This window comes from Kitasatospora sp. NPDC057936 (genome assembly GCF_042887525.1).
Lineage (GTDB): Bacteria > Actinomycetota > Actinomycetes > Streptomycetales > Streptomycetaceae > Kitasatospora.
The window spans coordinates 23,248-39,126 of record NZ_JBHVPD010000011.1; the positions used below are offsets into that span (position 1 = coordinate 23,248).

Below are 15,879 nucleotides of genomic sequence, written 5' to 3' on the forward strand. Positions count from 1 at the left end.
CAGAATTTGACGTGCACCCCTCTCCGCATTGCCGACCGCCGGTGTCAGCCCTTGACGCAGACGACCTGCTTCAGGTGGGCGACCACCTCGACGAGGTCCTTCTGCTGCTCGATGACCTTCTCGATGGACTTGTAAGCACCCGGGATCTCGTCGACGACGCCGCTGTCCTTGCGGCACTCCACGCCCTTGGTCTGCTCGACCAGGTCGCGCGTGGTGAACCGCTTCTTCGCGGCGGTCCGGCTCATCTTGCGACCGGCGCCGTGCGAGGCCGAATTGAACGCCGCCTTGTTGCCGAGGCCGCGGACGATGTACGAACCGGTGCCCATCGAGCCCGGGATGATTCCGTAGTCGCCGGAGCCGGCCCGGATCGCACCCTTGCGGGTCACGAGCAGATCGACGCCGTCGTAGCTCTCCTCCGCAACGTAGTTGTGGTGGCAGCTGATGACCTCGTCGAACGTGACCTTCGCTTTGGGGAACTCGCGGCGGACGACGTCCTGCAAGAGCGCCATCATCACCGCACGATTGTTCTTGGCGTACTCCTGGGCCCAGAAGAGGTCCTGGCGGTAGGCCGCCATCTGCGGCGTGTCCGCGATGAAGACTGCGAGATCCCGGTCCACCAGCCCCTGATTGTGCGGCAGCGAGCGAGCGACACCCATGTGATGCTCAGCCAGCTCCTTGCCGATGTTGCGCGATCCGGAGTGCAGCATCAGCCAGATAGTCCCACTATCATCCAAGCACACTTCCGAGAAGTGATTCCCACTTCCGAGCGTTCCCATCTGCTGCATGGCACGTTCGCGACGCCATTTGACCGAATCTGCCACACCGTCGAACCGCTGCCAGAAGTCGTCCCACCCCGCCGTCGCGAAGCCGTGGAGCTTGCGCGGGTCGACCGGGTCGGTGTGGAGGCCGCGGCCGACCGGGATGGCCTGCTCGATCTTGGAGCGGAGGCGGGACAGGTCGTCCGGGAGGTCCTTGGCGGTGAGGGAGGTCTTCACCGCGCTCATTCCGCAGCCGATGTCCACGCCGACCGCCGCCGGGCAGACGGCGCCCTTCATGGCGATGACGGAGCCGACCGTCGCGCCCTTGCCCAGGTGGACGTCGGGCATGACGGCGAGGCCGTGGAGCCAGGGCAGGGAGCTGATGTTGCGCAGCTGCTGCATGGCCTCGCCCTCGACGGTGGCCGGGTCGGTCCACATCCGGATGGGGACCCGGATTCCGGGCACTTCGGTGTACGACATGGGTGTTCGACCTCCAAGGTCGCTTGTTTCAAAGGGAGTTGCCGCACGCGAACAGATCCCGGCGCGGCTCGGGGAAGACCAGAAAAGGGGGCTCAGGCGCCCAGGGCACAGGGGGAGAGCGGCCTTGGGGAGCGTCGTCGTATGGTTCGCTCGACCCGCATGGTGACCGCCTCCCTTCGTTCGTCAGAGTCAGACTTCGTACGTCTGTGCCGGGGAACATCTATCCACGGAACGGCCGCGGCCCGCAACGGATTTAAAAACGCGGCAGGCCCGCCGGAGCGGCGATCGCTCCAACGGGCCTGCCGTGCACCGGAGAGGGTCAGCTGACGACCGTGACCTCGCCGATGCCGAGCTTCCGCACGTCGTCCGCGATCACGGCGGCGTCGCCGACCAGCACGGTGACCAGCCGGTCCGGCGGGAAGGCGGCGACGACGGCCTCGGTGGCCTCGGCGGTGGGCAGTTCGGCGAGCCGGCGGTAGACCTCGGCCTGGTAGTCGTCGGGCAGGTGCTGCTCGACCTGGTCGGCGAGGGTGCCGGCGACCGAGCCCGCGGTCTCGTACTTGAGCGGGGCGACGCCGACCAGGAACTGCACGGCCTCGTCGCGCTCGGCGTCGGTGAGGCCCTCGGCGGCGAGGGTGCGCAGGATCGTCCAGGCGTCCTTGAGGGCCGGGGCGGTGGAGGCGGTGTCCACCGAGCCGCTGATGGCGAGCAGCGCGCGCCCGCTGCCGTCGGCGGCCGAGCGCAGCGGCTGGGCGAAGGAGCGGACGCCGTAGGTGTAGCCCTTCTCCTCGCGCAGGACGCGGTCGAGGCGGGAGGTGAGGGTGCCGCCGAGGCAGTAGGTGCCGAGGGTCTGGGCGGGCCAGTCGGGGTGGTGGCGGTCGGGGCCGATGCGGCCGATGAGGAGCTGGGTCTGGACGGAGTCGGGCCGGTCGACGATGACGACGCGGCCGTGGTCGTCGGCGGTGACGGGGGCGTGGACGGAGGCCGCGGCGGGGGTGCCGGTCCAGGTGCCGAGGGTGCTCTCCAGGAGGGCGGGCAGGTCGACGCCGGTGAGGTCGCCGACCACGACGACGGTGCTGGTGGCGGGCCGGACGTGGGCGTCGTAGAAGGCCTTGACGGCGGCGCGGTTGATGGACTTGACCGTGTCGGCGGTGCCGCTGCGGGGGCGGGAGAGGCGGTCGGCGGCGTCGAAGAGTTCGGCGTAGAGGGCCTTGGCGGCGCGCCGGGCGGGGTTGGCCTGCTCGTGGACGATCTCGTCGAGGCGGTTGGCGACGAGGCGCTCGATCTCGTCCTCGGGGAGGGCGGGGGCGCGCAGGGCGTCGGCGAGGAGGGCGAGGCCGCGCTGGAGGCGGGAGGCGGGGACTTCGAGGGAGACGCGGATGCAGGGGTGGTCGGCGTGGGCGTCGAGGGTGGCGCCGGCGCGTTCGAGTTCGCTGGCGAACTCCTCGGCGGTGAGGGTGTCGGTGCCTTCGCTGAGGGCGCGGGCGAGGATGGCGGCGACGCCGTCGAGGCCGGCCGGTTCGGCGGCGAGCGGGGCGTCGACGAGGACCTCGACGGCGACGAGCTGCTGGCCGGGGCGGTGGCAGTGCAGGACGGTGATGCCGTTGGCGAGGGCGGTGCGCTCGGGGGCGGGGAAGGCCCAGGGGCTCGGGGTGCCGGGCCGGGGCTGGGGGTGGAAGGTCATGGCGGGGACGTAGTCGGTGCTCATGCGGCGGCACCCTCCTCTTCGGAAGCGGCGTCGGAAGCGGCGTCGGTGTCGGCCGTGGTCGGCTCGTAGACGAGGACGGCCCGGTTGTCGGGGTGGAGTCGGGCCTTGGCGACGGCCCTGACCTCGTCGGCGGTGACGTCGAGGACCTTGGGGAGGGCGTCGTTGAGCAGCTTGGGGTCGCCGAACAGGACCGCGTAGCGGCAGAGTTCGTCGGCGCGGCCGGCGACGGTGGTGAGCCGGTCGAGCCATTCGCGCTCGATCTGGGCCTGGGCGCGTTCGAGTTCCTCGGGGGTGGGGCCTTCGGCGGCGAAGCGGGCGAGTTCCTCGTCGACGGCGGTGTCGATCTGCTGGAGGGTGGCGTCGCCGGAGGTCTTGACGTCGAGCCAGCCGAGGCTGGGGGCGCCGGCGAGGCGGAGCAGGCCGAAGCCGGCGGCGACGGCGGTGCGGTCGCGGCGCACGAGGCGGTTGTAGAGGCGGCTGGATTCGCCGCTGCCGAGGATGGTGAGGGCGAGGTCGGCGGCGTCGGCTTCGCGGGTGCCGTCGTGCGGGAGGCGGTAGGCGGCCATGAGGGCGCGGGAGGGGACGTCCTCGTGGATCTCCTCGCGCAGTTCGCGCCCGATGGTGTCGGGGAGTTCGCCGGAGCGCGGGGGCTGCTTGCCGTCGTGGGCGGGGATGCTGCCGAAGTACTTCTCGACCCAGGCGATGGTCTGTTCGGGGTCGATGTCGCCGACGATGGAGAGGACGGCGTTGTTGGGCGCGTAGTACGTGCGGAAGAACGTGCGGGCGTCCTCCAGCGTGGCGGCGTCGAGGTCGGCCATGGAGCCGATGGGGGTGTGGTGGTACGGGTGGCCGTCGGGGAACGAGAGCGCGGTGAGCTTCTCGAAGGCGGTGCCGTAGGGGACGTTGTCGTAGCGCTGGCGGCGCTCGTTCTTGACGACGTCCCGCTGGTTCTCCATGGAGGTCTCGTCGAGTGCGGCGAGGAGGGAGCCCATGCGGTCGGCCTCCAGCCAGAGGGCGAGCTCCAGCTGGTGGGCGGGCATGGTCTCGAAGTAGTTGGTGCGCTCGAAGCTGGTGGTGCCGTTGAGCGAGCCGCCGGCGCCCTGGACGAGCTCGAAGTGGCCGTTGTTGGAGACGTTGGCCGAGCCCTGGAACATGAGGTGTTCGAAGAGGTGGGCGAGGCCGGTGCGGCCCTTGACCTCGTGGCGCGAGCCGACGTCGTACCAGAGGCAGACCGCGGCGACCGGGGTGAGGTGGTCCTCGGAGAGGACGACGCGCAGGCCGTTCTCCAGGCGGTGCTCGGTGATGGCGATGCCTCGGCTGGAGGCGGGGGCCGGGTTGGCCATGCGCTCGGGTCCTTCCCGTCGTCGATGTCGGGGTTCGTGTGGCGTCCCCCATTGTGGTGCAACGCGCGAGGGGCGTGGATGTGTCCGCGCGGAGGGGGCGTTCGCCAGGGGCGGAAGAGGGGCGCTGGCCGGGAGTGTCGGTGCGAGGGTCCACAATGGGGGCGCCGCGCCCTGTTGACGGGGGCAGCCGGCATGGCGACAGAGACTGACCGAGACACAGCGCAAGCGAGACGTAAGGGAGCCCCGCCGCGATGGCCCGCCGCAGTTCGCAGACCCCGCCGCCCGGAGACTTCGAGGAGCGGATCCTCGATGTCGACGTCGTGGACGAGATGCAGGGCTCCTTCCTGGAGTACGCCTACTCGGTGATCTACTCGCGCGCGCTGCCCGACGCGCGGGACGGTCTGAAGCCGGTGCACCGGCGGATCCTGTACCAGGCCAACGAGATGGGCCTGCGTCCGGAGCGCGCGCACGTGAAGTGCGCGCGTGTGGTGGGCGAGGTGATGGGTCGCCTGCACCCGCACGGTGACCAGTCGATCTACGACGCGGTCGTCCGGATGGCGCAGCCGTTCTCGATGCGGTTGCCGCTGATCGACGGGCACGGGAACTTCGGTTCGCTGGGCAACGACGACCCGCCGGCGGCGATGCGGTACACCGAGTCGCGGCTGACGCCGGCGGCGATGGCGCTGGTGGAGTCGATCCACGAGGACACGGTCGACTTCGGGCCGAACTACGACGGCAGTGAGCAGGAGCCGCTGGCGCTGCCGGCGGCGTTCCCGAACCTGCTGGTGAACGGTGCGACGGGCATCGCGGTGGGCATGGCGACGAACATGCCGCCGCACAACCTGTCCGAGGTGGTGGCGGCGGCCCGGCACCTGATCAAGCACCCGAGCGCGGACCTGGACACGCTGATGCGGTTCGTGCCGGGTCCGGACCTGCCGACGGGCGGGCGGATCGTGGGCCTGGCAGGGATCCGGGACGCGTACGAGTCGGGCCGCGGGACGTTCAAGATCCGGGCGACGGCGACGGTGGAGGCGGTGACGGCGCGCCGCAAGGGCATCGTCGTGACGGAGCTGCCGTACAACGTCGGCCCGGAGAAGGTCATCTCGAAGATCAAGGACCTGGTCAACGCGAAGAAGCTGCAGGGCGTCGCGGACGTCAAGGACCTGACCGACCGCGTGCACGGGCTGCGGCTGGTGATCGAGGTGAAGAACGGCTTCGTGCCGGAGGCGCTCCTGGAGCAGCTGTACAAGCTGACGCCGATGGAGGAGACGTTCGGCATCAACAACGTGGCGCTGGTGGACGGCCAGCCGCTGACGCTGGGGCTGAAGGAGCTGCTGGAGGTGTACGTCGACCACCGGTTCACGGTGGTGCGGCGGCGCAGCGACTTCCGCCGGCGCAAGCGGCAGGAGCGGCTGCACCTGGTCGAGGGCCTGCTGGTGGCGCTGGTCGACATCGACGAGGTGATCGCGATCATCCGGTCGAGCGACAACGCGGGGCAGGCGAAGGAGCGTCTGATGGAGCGCTTCTCGCTGTCGGAGACGCAGACGGCGTACATCCTGGACACGCCGCTGCGCCGGCTGACGCGTTTCGACCGGGTGGAGCTGGAGCAGGAGCAGGCGAAGCTGCTGTCGGAGATCGCGGACCTGACGGAGATCCTGGAGTCGGACGCGAAGCTGCGCAGCGTGGTGTCGTCCGAACTGGGTGCGGTGGGCAAGCAGTTCGGGACGGAGCGGCGCACCGTGTTGCTGGAGGCGGGCGCGGTGCCGTCGGCGGCGCTGGCGGTGCCGTTGGAGGTGGCGGACGATCCGTGCCGGGTGCTGCTGTCGTCGACGGGTCTGCTGGCGCGGACGGCGGACGGGGAGCCGTTCGAGCTGTCGGAGGCGCGGGCGAGGCACGACGTGATCGTGTCGGCGGTGCCGGCGACGGCGCGGGCGGACGTGGGTGTGGTGACGTCGGCGGGCCGGGTGCTGCGGCTGCCGGTGATCGATCTGCCGGCGCTGCCGCCGACGCCGTCGCCGACGCTGGCGGGCGGGGCGGCGGTCGGGGAGTTCCTGCGGCTGGAGGCGGGTGAGCGGGCGCTGGCGCTGACGACGCTGGACGAGTCGTCGCCGGGGCTGGCGCTGGGCACGGTGCAGGGCGTGGTGAAGCGGGTGGTGCCGGAGTGGCCCGCGAACAAGGACGAGTTCGAGGTGATCGCCCTCAAGGAGGGTGACGAGCTGGTGGGTGCGGTGGAGTTGCGCACCGGCGAGGAGGACCTGGTCTTCATCTCGTCGGACGCGCAGTTGCTGCGGTACCCGGCGGGTCAGGTGCGTCCGCAGGGGCGTCCGGCGGGTGGCATGGCGGGGATCAAGCTGGCGGACGGGGCGCGGGTGCTGTCGTTCACGGCGGTGGATCCGGCGGCGGACGCGGTGGTGGTGTCGGTGGCGGGTGCGTCGGGCACGTTGACGGGCGAGGAGCAGTCGACGTGGAAGGTGACGCCGTTCGAGCAGTACCCGCGCAAGGGCCGGGCGACGGGCGGTGTCCGCTGCCAGCGGTTCCTGCGCGGTGAGGACCTGCTGACGTTCGCGTGGGCGGGTGCGGTGCCGGCCCGGGCGGCGACGGCGAAGGGCGCGCCGGTGGAGCTGCCGGAGCGGGATCCGCGCCGGGACGGTTCGGGTACGCCGGTGACGACGCCGATCGCGGTGGTCGCGGGTCCGGCGTGACCGGCGCGGCCGGCGTGATCAGCGCGGCCGGTACGACCGGGTGAGCGGAGGAGGGGTGCCCGTCGGGTGCCCCTCCTCCGCCGTTGGGGGGCCGGTCGGCCGTGCCGCGACGCGGAGGGGCGGCCGGAGGGCTGAGGGTAGCCTTGCCCGCGTGAGCACCTGTGCGACGCGGTCGCGTGAACTTTCGGAGCCGCTGGCCGCCACGGCGGCGGTGGCGACCACCTGGCTTCTGGTGGAGCAGAACGGGCCGTGGGGCGCGAAGGCGCTGGGCGAGAGCCACCTGGACGCGGAGACGGGGCACGCGCTGGAGGCCGCCGCGGCCGGGACGGGCGTGCGGGTGGCGCTGATCCGCCGGCCGGGCCGGCACGCGGACTGCCTGCCGACGGCGCGGCACGAGGTGATCGTGGCGCACACGGTGCCGGGCCGCGGCTGGGTGCGCCGGGCCGCCGTGGCCGATCCGGCGGAGCTGCTGGGCCTGGACTTCGCGGCGCTGGGTGTTGGCGACCACGCGGGGTTCGGCGCGGAGCACGTGGGCGGCCCGGTGGCGCTGGTGTGCACGAACGGGCGGCGCGACCGCTGCTGCGCGCTGCTGGGCCGGCCGTTGGCGGCGGACCTGGCGGCGGCCGGGCACAGCGAGGTGTGGGAGGTGACGCACCTGGGCGGCCACCGCTTCTCCCCCACGATGCTGGTGCTGCCGTCCGGCTACGCGTACGGCCGGCTCACGGCGGAGACGGCCAAGGAGGTACTGGCGGCGACGGCGGCCGGGCACATGGTGCCGGAGTGGTCGCGGGGCTGCTCGGGCTGGGACCGTCCGGGCCAGGCGGCGGACCACGCGGTGCGGCTGGCGATCGGCGAGACCCGGGTGGACGCGCTGACCGTGCTGCAGCGGCCGGACGGCGAGGGCCGCTGGCTGGTCACGGTGCTGCATGCGGACGGCCGGGCGTGGGAGGCGGACGTGCTGGAGGGCCGGAGCGAGCCGCCGCGTCCGGAGAGCTGCGGGAAGGCGGAGGGCACGCCGTCGCGGATGGACGTGCTGAGCGTCCGGGGCGTCTGAGACCGGGGCGCCCCGAGGCGGCGACCCGGGCGGCCGGAAGCGGCGGCCCCGCGCCCGTGGGGGTGAGCGCGGGACCGCCGGACCGGTCCGGGGTCAGCCGGCGGCCTGTTCGGGGTCAGCCGGTGGCCTTGCCGACGAACTCCGTGGTGTAGGTGCGGGAGAGGTCGATCGAGCCCTCCTTGCCCTTCACGTCCGGGTGGAACGCGGCGAGCACGGTGAGGACGGTCTTCGGCCCGTCGGCCGGCATCACCCCGTCGGTGGTGAACATCGGCAGCGTCGACTTGATCGCAGCCGCGTACTGATCGGCGCCGCCCTGCGCGTAGTCGGCGGGCATCTGCGCGGCGATCTCCTCGGGGGTGTGCGTGGACATCCACTTGAGGGTCTTGACGAAGGCGTTGGTGAGCTTCTGGGTGGTGTCCTTGTTCTTCTCCACCCAGTCGGTGGCCATGTAGAGCGAGGACGACGGGTAGAGGCCGCCGAGCGCCTGGCGCGAGCCCTCGGGGGTGCGCATGTCGTAGAGGATCTTGCCGAGGCCCTTGTCGAGGACGTTGGCGACGGTCGGGTCGGTGGTCATCCCGGCGTCGATGCTGCCCTGCTGGAGCGCGGCGACGAAGGTCTGGCCGGCGCCGACGGCGATCGGGCTGAACTCGCTGACGGAGGCGCCGTTCTTGACCGCGAGGTACTTGGTGAGGAAGTCGGTCGAGGAGCCGATGCTGGTGACGCCGAGCTTCTTGCCCTTGAAGTCGGCACCGGACTTGATGGCGTCGGCCTGCTTGGCGGAGACGAGCTCGACCTCGCCGGGGGCCTGGGCGAACTGGACGACGGACTCGACGTTCTTGCCCTTGGCCTGGAGGTCGATGGTGTGGTCGTAGAAGCCGACGGCCCCCTGGACGTCGCCGGCGAGCAGGGCGGTGGTGGCGTTGACGCCGGCGGGCTCGGTCAGCAGCTCGACGTTGACGCCGGCGTCGGCGAAGTAGCCGAGCCGCTGGGTGAGCATCGCGGGGAGGTAGATGACCTTGTCCAGGCCGCCGACCATGATCTTGACCTTGGGTCCGTCCACCTGCCTGCCGGCCGGCGCGGCGGCGCCGTGGGCGGACGTGGCGGCGTCGTTGGCGCAGGCGGAGAGCGGGAGGAGGAGGGCGGCGGCGAGGGCGGCGGCAGCGGCTCTGCCGGTCGGGTTCGGGCGCATGGGTGGGGGGTGCCTCTCTACTGCGGACGAGGGGGGTTCAGCGGCCGTCGCCCGCGTCGGCGGGCTTCCAGCGGAAGAGCTTCTTCTCGGCGAAGGTCAGCAGGCCTTCGGTCAGCAGCGCGACGACGGCGAGGATCGTCATCGCGGCGTACACACCGGCCGAGTTGAAGGTGCCCTGGGCGGCGGCGACGAGCAGGCCGAGGCCCTTGGTGGCACCGATGTACTCGCCGACGATGGCGCCGATCAGCGCGAAGCCGAAGCTGACGTGGAGGCTGGTGAAGATCCACGTGGTGGCGGCCGGGATGACGACCTGCAGGGTGACCTTGCGGTTGTCCGCGCCGAGGATCCGGGCGTTGTCGACGAGGTTGCGGTCCACCTCGCGGGCGCCCTGGAAGGCGTTGAAGAACACCGGGAAGAACACCAGCACCACGGCGGAGGCGACCTTGGAGGCCGGGCCGAGGCCGAACCAGATCAGGAAGATCGGCGCGAGGACGATGCGCGGGATCGCGTTGAGCACCTTGACGTAGGGTCCGAACACGTCGGCCAGGAAGCGGATCCGGCCGAGCGCGATGCCCAGCAGCACGCCGGCGACGACGCCGATCACCCAGCCGGAGAGGGCCTCGTAGAGGGTGTAGCCGATCTGCTCGCCGAGCGAGCCCTGGGCGGTGCCGTGGGTGATCCACTGCCGGATCTGGTCCCAGATCCGCGACGGCTGGGAGAAGTTGAACGGGTCGATGACCTCCGTCCGGGCGCACACCTCCCACAGGCCCAGGAAGGCGACGAGCACCGCGAACCGGGCGCCGTACACGCCCAGCTTCCGGTTGCGCGCGGCCCGTTCGCGGGCCTCGGTCCTCGTGGTGGGGACGGCCGGTGCACCCGGCACGGCCGACGCGGTCTCAAGCGGCACGACCCGCTCCTCTCTCCCGGGTGATGCGCACCTCTTCGCCGAGCGAGGCCCAGATCTCGCGGTACAGCTCGACGAACCTCGGTTCCAGGCGGACGGCCTCCACGGTGCGCGGTCGCGGCAGGTCGACGGTGAAGATCTCCTTGACGGTCGCCGGACCGGCGGTCATGACGACCACCCGGTCGGCGAGCGCGATGGCCTCGTCGAGGTCGTGGGTCACGAAGACGACGGACGAGCCGGTACCGGCCCACAGCTCCAGCAGCTGGTCGGACATGAGCGCGCGGGTCTGCACGTCCAGCGCCGAGAACGGCTCGTCCATCAGCAGGATGTCCGGGTCGTTGACGAAGGTCTGGGCGAGCGCGACGCGCTTGCGCATGCCGCCGGACAGCTGGTGCGGGTAGCGGTCCTCGAAGGCGCCGAGCCCGACCCGGCCGAGCCAGTCCCGGGCCCGTTCCCTGGCCTCGGCGGCGGGCACGCCCCGGAAGCGGGGGCCGGCCATGACGTTCGACAGGACGGTGCGCCAGGGGAAGACGGCGTCCTGCTGGAAGACGAACCCGACCCGGGGGTGGATCCCGCGGACCGGCTCCCCGTACACCCGGGCCTCGCCCTCGGTGGGCTCCTCCAAGCCGCTGACCAGCGTCAGCGTGGTGGACTTGCCGCAGCCGGTCGGGCCGACGACGGCGACGAACTCGCCCTGGGCGACGGTCAGATCGAGATCGCGGACGGCGGTGTGCAGCGCCCCCGAGGGGGTGCGGAACCGTTTGGTCGCGCCGGACAGCTCGATCGCCGGGGTCTTGCTCATGCCCCCGCCTCGCTTCGCTCGGCAGGTGCTTCGCAGGACCGGCACCTCTTGATGATTCGCTCGCTGCGCTCGCTCATGTGTGACCTCCCGGGTCAGTGCTTGCCCCGAGAAGGTAGGAGCGGGCCGGGCCCCGGCGGGAGCCTTCTCCGCGTAGTGCGGCTTCTCCGCGTTGAGGGGTGTTCTGCTCGTTTTGCTTCCGCTACAACTGCGGGGACGCGGCTGACAGAAACACGCCGGAAACGTAGGGTGTCCCGACCCCCGTCCGCCCCCGGTACGACCCCCACGCCGCCCCCACGCCCCCACGGCCGCCGAGAGGAGGCCCGGATGAAGCTCCCCCGCTGGCCCCGCCGGGTCTTCGCGCAGCTGCTGCTCAGCCAGACCGTCGTCAGCGTCGGTGTCACCGCCGTGACCGCCGGGCTGTTCCTCGCCCCGGTCAGCAGCGAGCTCGACCACGACGCGATGCAGCGCGCCCTGTCCATCGCCCAGGCCACCGCCACCGACGAGGTGATCGCCCGGGCCGCCGCCGCCCGGGACTCCGCGACGGCCCAGCGCAACGCCGAGCAGATCCGCCTGGCCACCGGCGCGAGCTTCGTCGTGGTCACCGACCTGGACGGGATCCGGCTCTCGCACACCGACCCGGACCGGATCGGCCACCGGGTCAGCACCGACCCGGAGCCCGCGCTCAGCGGGCTCAGCGTCACCGCGATCCAGCAGGGCACGCTGGGCCGCACCGCGCGCGGCAAGGTGCCGCTGCGGCTCGCGGACGGGCGGATCGTCGGCGAGGTGTCGGTCGGCATCAGCGACGACTCGATCCGCCGCCGGCTGCTGAAGATGCTGACCGGGATCCTGCTGTGCGCGGGCGCCGGCCTGGCCGCGGGCACGGTCGCGACGCTGGTGCTGGCCCGACGGCTCAAGCGCCGGACGCACAACATCGCGCTGGCCGACATCTCGGCGCTGCTGGTGGAGCGGGAGGCGATGCTGCACGGCATCCGCGAGGGCATGGTGGCGCTGGACGAACACGGCCGGATCCGGCTGGCGAACGACGAGGCGGTGCGGCTGCTGGGCCTGCCGCCGGACTGCACCGGCCGCCGCACCGACGAGGTGCTGCCGCCGGGGCGGCTGGCGGACGTGCTGGCCGGGCGGATCACCGGCCCGGACCTGCCCGCCGTCCGGGACGACCGGGTCCTCGTGGTGAACCGGACGGCGACCGCCGAGGGCGCGGTCGTGACGCTGCGCGACCGCACCGAGCTGGAGTCGCTGGTGCGGGAGCTGGACACGACCCGCAGCCTGACCGAGGCGCTGCGGGCGCAGGACCACGAGCACGCCAACCGGATGCACACACTGCTGGGCCTGCTGGAGCTGGGCCGGCACGAGCAGGCGGTGGCGTTCATCTCGGAGCAGTCCGGTTCGCACGCGGCGGTCGCGGCGCGGATCGCCGAGCAGGTGCAGGACCCGCACGTGGCGGCGCTGCTGGCGGGCAAGTCCGCGGTGGCGGGCGAGCGCGGGGTGCGGCTGGTGCTGGCCCCGGCGGCGCACCTGCCGGACGCGGTGGTGGACGCGCGGGCGCTGGTGACGGTGCTCGGCAACCTGGTCGACAACGCGGTGGACGCGCTGGCACCGGGCGGGGGCGGCCGGGTGGAGGTGACCCTGGCCGCGGCGGGCTCCACGCTGCTGCTCCAGGTCGCGGACAGCGGCCCGGGCGTGCCGGAGGAGCTGCGCGAGCAGGTCTTCGAGGAGGGGTGGAGCAGCAAGGACGCGCCCGCGCACCGTCCGCGCGGGCTGGGGCTGGCGATGGTGCGGCGGCTGGTGGAACGCACCGGCGGCCGGATCGTGCTCGACGCGGGGCCGCTGGGCGGCGCCCGGTTCACGGTCGAGCTGCCGGAGGCCCTGCTCACCGCTCGGCTCGTGGAGGCGTGATGATCGACGTACTCGTGGTGGACGACGACTTCCGGGTCGCGGACGTGCACGCCGCCTACGTGGCGAAGGTGCCGGGCTTCCGGGTGACGGGCACGGCGCACTCGGCCGGGGAGGCGCTGGCGGCGCTGGAGCGCCGTCCGGTGGACCTGCTGCTGCTCGACCACCACCTGCCGGACGAGACGGGCCTGGCCCTGGTGCGCCGGCTGCGGGAGCGGCAGGTGGCGTGCGACGTGATGATGGTGACGGCCGCCCGGGACGTGTCGACGGTGCACGCGGCGATGCAGCACGGGGCGCTGCAGTACCTGGTCAAGCCGTTCACGTTCGCCGGGCTGCGCGAGAAGCTCACGGCGTACGCGCAGCTGCGGCACGCGCTGGCCGGTCCGGCGGCGCGGGAGGCGGGCCAGGACGAGGTGGACCGGCTGTTCGCGACCCTGCGCAGCGCCGCGGCCCCGGCCGGGGCGCTGCCGAAGGGCCACTCGGCACCGACGACGGACCTGGTGCTCGGGGTGCTGCGCCGGGCGGGCCGGCCGCTGTCCGCGCAGGAGGTCGCCGACGGGACGGGGCTGAGCCGCTCGACGGCGCAGCGCTACCTCAAGCAGTTGGAGCGGGACAGCCGGCTGCGGCTGACGCTGCGCTACGGCGACACCGGGCGGCCTGAGCACCGGTACGGGCTGGCGGCCCGGCCCTGAGCACGGGACCCCCGGCGGCCTCACCGCCGCCGGGGGTCCCAGGGGGTGCGGTTCAGGCCGCGCCGGCGCCGGTGAGGGCGCGCACCTCCAGCTCGGCGAAGCGGTCGGAGTCGGCAGGTTCGGGCGAGGTGAGCGTCCCGATCCAGCCGGCCAGGAAGCCGAGCGGGATGGAGACGATGCCGGGGTTCTCCAGCGGGAACCAGTGGAAGTCGACGCCGGGGAAGAGCGCGACCTTGGTACCGGAGACGACCGGCGAGAAGGTGACGAGCACGATGGCCGGGACGAGGCCGCCGTACACCGACCAGACGGCGCCGCGGGCGGTGAAGCGCCGCCAGAACAGCGTGTAGAGCAGGACCGGCAGGTTGGCGGAGGCGGCGACGGCGAAGGCCAGGCCGACCAGGAAGGCCACGTTGAGCTGCTGGGCGAAGAGGCTGATCGCGATGGCCGCCGCGCCGATCCCGACGGCGGCGATCCGGGCGACGACGATCTCCTGGCGGTCGCTCACGGGCTCCTCCGTGCGCGGCGCCCCGTCGTCCGTCCGCCGGCGCAGCGACCAGCCGCGGAAGGCGCCGGCCCAGATGTCGTGGGCGAAGGCGGCGGAGGAGGCCAGGGTGAGTCCGGCGACGACGGCGAGGATGGTGGCGAAGGCGATCGCGGAGATCACCGCGAACAGGACTACCCCGCCGGTGCTGCCGTTGCCGCCGCCGAGCACCAGGGCGAGCAGCGGAACGGCCGTGTTCCCGGCCGAGTTGGCGTGCCGCACCTCGGCCGAGCCGACCAGGGCGGTGGCCCCGAGGCCGAGCGCGATGGCCATCAGGTAGAAGCCGCCGACCAGGCCGATCGCCCACATCGTGGAGCGGCGGGCGGCCCGGGCGGTGGGCACGGTGTAGAAGCGGGACAGGATGTGCGGCAGGCCGGCGGTGCCGAGCACGAGGGCGAGGCCGAGGCTGAAGAAGTCGAGCCGGCTGGTGGAGGTCGCGCCGTACTTGAGCCCGGGTTCGAGGTAGCGCCGGCCGGCGCCGCTGTGCCGGGCGGCCTGGCGCATCAGCTCGAAGAGGTCGCCGTGGTAGTGGACCATCAGCAGCACGGTGAGCAGCACCGATCCGGCGATCAGCAGGAACGCCTTGACGATCTGGATCCAGGTGGTGGCCCGCATGCCGCCGACCGTCACGTAGACGATCATCAGGCCGCCGACCGCGACGATGGTCCAGGTCCGGGCGGAGGCGCTGTTGGTGCCGAGCAGCAGGGCGACGAGCGAGCCGGCGCCGACCATCTGCGCGACGAGGTACAGCAGGGTGACGACGACGCTGGCGCCGCCGGCCGCGGCCCGTACCTTGCGCCGGCGCAGCCGCAGCGCGAGCACGTCGGCGAGGGTGTAGCGGCCGGCGTTGCGCACGAGTTCGGCGACCAGCATCAGGACGACGAGCCAGGCGACCAGGAAGCCGATGCTGTAGAGCACGCCGTCGTAGCCGTAGAGGGCGATCAGTCCGGCGACGCCGAGGAAGGAGGCGGCGGAGAGGTAGTCGCCGGAGAGCGCGAAGCCGTTCTGCAGCGGGGTGAAGTCCCGTCCGCCGGCGTAGAAGTCCTCGGCCGCGCTGCCGCGGCGCCCGACCCAGAGGGTGATGCCGAGGGTGACCAGGACGATCACGGCGAAGAGCAGGATCGCGAGGTCGTGGTGGTCGCCGGTGGGGGCGACGGGCGGTGGGGTGGCGGTCGACGCCGCGGTGGTCATCGGAGCTGGTCCTGGGTGTCCCAGCGCAGGCCGAGGGCGGCGCGGTCGCGCTTGGTGCGGGCGTTGCGGGCGTAGAGCCAGGTGAGGAGGAAGGTGCTGGCGAACTGCAGCAGGCCGAGCAGCCAGGCGACGTTGAGCGGCCCGGCCACCGGGGTGCGCATCAGCTCGGGCGCGGCGGCCTGGGCGGCGACGTAGGCCAGGTACCAGGCGAGGAAGGCGCTGCTGACCGGGAAGACGAACGACCGGTAGCTGCGCCGGATGTCCTGGAAGGCCTCGCTGGCCTGGACCGTCCGGTACACCTCGGTGCTGTCCGCGCTGCCGGCCGGTGCGGCGGCGGGCACCGCGGCCGGCACGGGCACCGCGGCGGGAACGGCCGGTGCGGCGGGCACGGTCGGCGCGGCGGCCGGGACGGGCGGCACCGGCTGCGCCGGCACCGTGCGGTCCGTCCGGGGGGCGGCCGACCGGGTGCCCTGGTTGGGCCGACCGGCGGCGGGCGCGTTCGCGGTGGCCGGAGCGGCCCACCAGTCGAATCGCTGCCCCTGCCCGGGACTGCTCGTCTGCTGCTGTGGCACTGCTGCTCCTGAACCGGGCGGGCACTCTG

General features: G+C 72.7%; 12 protein-coding genes. 4 read left to right on the forward strand and 8 right to left on the reverse strand.

Annotated features, from left to right (window positions below):
* Nucleotides 1-44: 44 nt before the first annotated feature.
* The 3 genes from ACFVU9_RS08650 to ACFVU9_RS08660 form a co-directional block, all read right to left on the reverse strand.
* Nucleotides 45-1,238 (reverse strand): RtcB family protein, encoded by a 1,194-nt coding sequence (locus ACFVU9_RS08650; protein WP_380439544.1) that lies wholly within the window; start codon nucleotides 1,236-1,238, stop codon nucleotides 45-47.
* Between the two features lie 319 nt (nucleotides 1,239-1,557).
* Nucleotides 1,558-2,922, reverse strand: a complete 1,365-nt coding sequence (locus tag ACFVU9_RS08655; RefSeq protein ID WP_387591447.1) for a M16 family metallopeptidase — start codon at nucleotides 2,920-2,922, stop codon at nucleotides 1,558-1,560.
* Nucleotides 2,923-2,942: 20 nt separating this feature from the next.
* Nucleotides 2,943-4,289 (reverse strand): M16 family metallopeptidase, encoded by a 1,347-nt coding sequence (locus tag ACFVU9_RS08660; protein ID WP_387591315.1) that lies wholly within the window; start codon nucleotides 4,287-4,289, stop codon nucleotides 2,943-2,945.
* Between the two features lie 251 nt (nucleotides 4,290-4,540).
* Between ACFVU9_RS08660 and ACFVU9_RS08665 the strand changes: the two genes are divergently transcribed.
* Together ACFVU9_RS08665 and ACFVU9_RS08670 are read left to right on the forward strand one after the other, a co-directional pair.
* A complete protein-coding gene (locus ACFVU9_RS08665) occupies nucleotides 4,541-6,991 on the forward strand; it encodes a DNA topoisomerase (ATP-hydrolyzing) subunit A (RefSeq protein ID WP_387591318.1) in 2,451 nt (816 codons plus the stop codon).
* A gap of 151 nt (nucleotides 6,992-7,142) precedes the next feature.
* Nucleotides 7,143-8,045 (forward strand): sucrase ferredoxin, encoded by a 903-nt coding sequence (locus ACFVU9_RS08670; protein ID WP_380439538.1) that lies wholly within the window; start codon nucleotides 7,143-7,145, stop codon nucleotides 8,043-8,045.
* A 115-nt stretch (nucleotides 8,046-8,160) separates the two neighbouring features.
* On the opposite strand, the gene ACFVU9_RS08675 is transcribed toward ACFVU9_RS08670, so the two are convergent.
* The 3 genes from ACFVU9_RS08675 to ACFVU9_RS08685 are packed head-to-tail and all read right to left on the reverse strand — an operon-like array spanning nucleotide 8,161 to nucleotide 10,940.
* The gene (locus tag ACFVU9_RS08675; RefSeq protein ID WP_387591321.1) at nucleotides 8,161-9,234 is read right to left on the reverse strand and encodes an ABC transporter substrate-binding protein; all 1,074 of its coding nucleotides are present in this window, start codon (nucleotides 9,232-9,234) and stop codon (nucleotides 8,161-8,163) included.
* 37 nt (nucleotides 9,235-9,271) lie between these two features.
* Entirely contained in the window at nucleotides 9,272-10,141 is an 870-nt protein-coding gene (locus ACFVU9_RS08680) for an ABC transporter permease (RefSeq protein WP_380439534.1), read from the reverse strand.
* Nucleotides 10,131-10,940 (reverse strand): ABC transporter ATP-binding protein, encoded by an 810-nt coding sequence (locus ACFVU9_RS08685; protein WP_380439532.1) that lies wholly within the window; start codon nucleotides 10,938-10,940, stop codon nucleotides 10,131-10,133. Before ACFVU9_RS08685 ends, ACFVU9_RS08680 begins: the two co-directional genes overlap by 11 nt.
* Nucleotides 10,941-11,264: 324 nt before the next feature.
* On the opposite strand from ACFVU9_RS08685, the gene ACFVU9_RS08690 reads away from it, so the two are divergent.
* Complete coding sequence (locus tag ACFVU9_RS08690) at nucleotides 11,265-12,857, forward strand: ATP-binding protein (RefSeq protein WP_387591326.1); 1,593 nt, start codon at nucleotides 11,265-11,267, stop codon at nucleotides 12,855-12,857.
* Nucleotides 12,857-13,546 (forward strand): response regulator, encoded by a 690-nt coding sequence (locus ACFVU9_RS08695; RefSeq protein WP_380497505.1) that lies wholly within the window; start codon nucleotides 12,857-12,859, stop codon nucleotides 13,544-13,546. The genes ACFVU9_RS08690 and ACFVU9_RS08695 overlap by 1 nt, the downstream gene beginning before the upstream one ends.
* A 52-nt stretch (nucleotides 13,547-13,598) precedes the next feature.
* Here the strand turns inward: ACFVU9_RS08695 and ACFVU9_RS08700 are convergent, their stop codons facing one another.
* Nucleotides 13,599-15,278, reverse strand: a complete 1,680-nt coding sequence (locus ACFVU9_RS08700) for a cation acetate symporter (protein ID WP_380439527.1) — start codon at nucleotides 15,276-15,278, stop codon at nucleotides 13,599-13,601.
* Complete coding sequence (locus ACFVU9_RS08705; RefSeq protein WP_380439525.1) at nucleotides 15,275-15,850, reverse strand: DUF485 domain-containing protein; 576 nt, start codon at nucleotides 15,848-15,850, stop codon at nucleotides 15,275-15,277. Before ACFVU9_RS08705 ends, ACFVU9_RS08700 begins: the two co-directional genes overlap by 4 nt.
* Nucleotides 15,851-15,879: the final 29 nt, after the last annotated feature.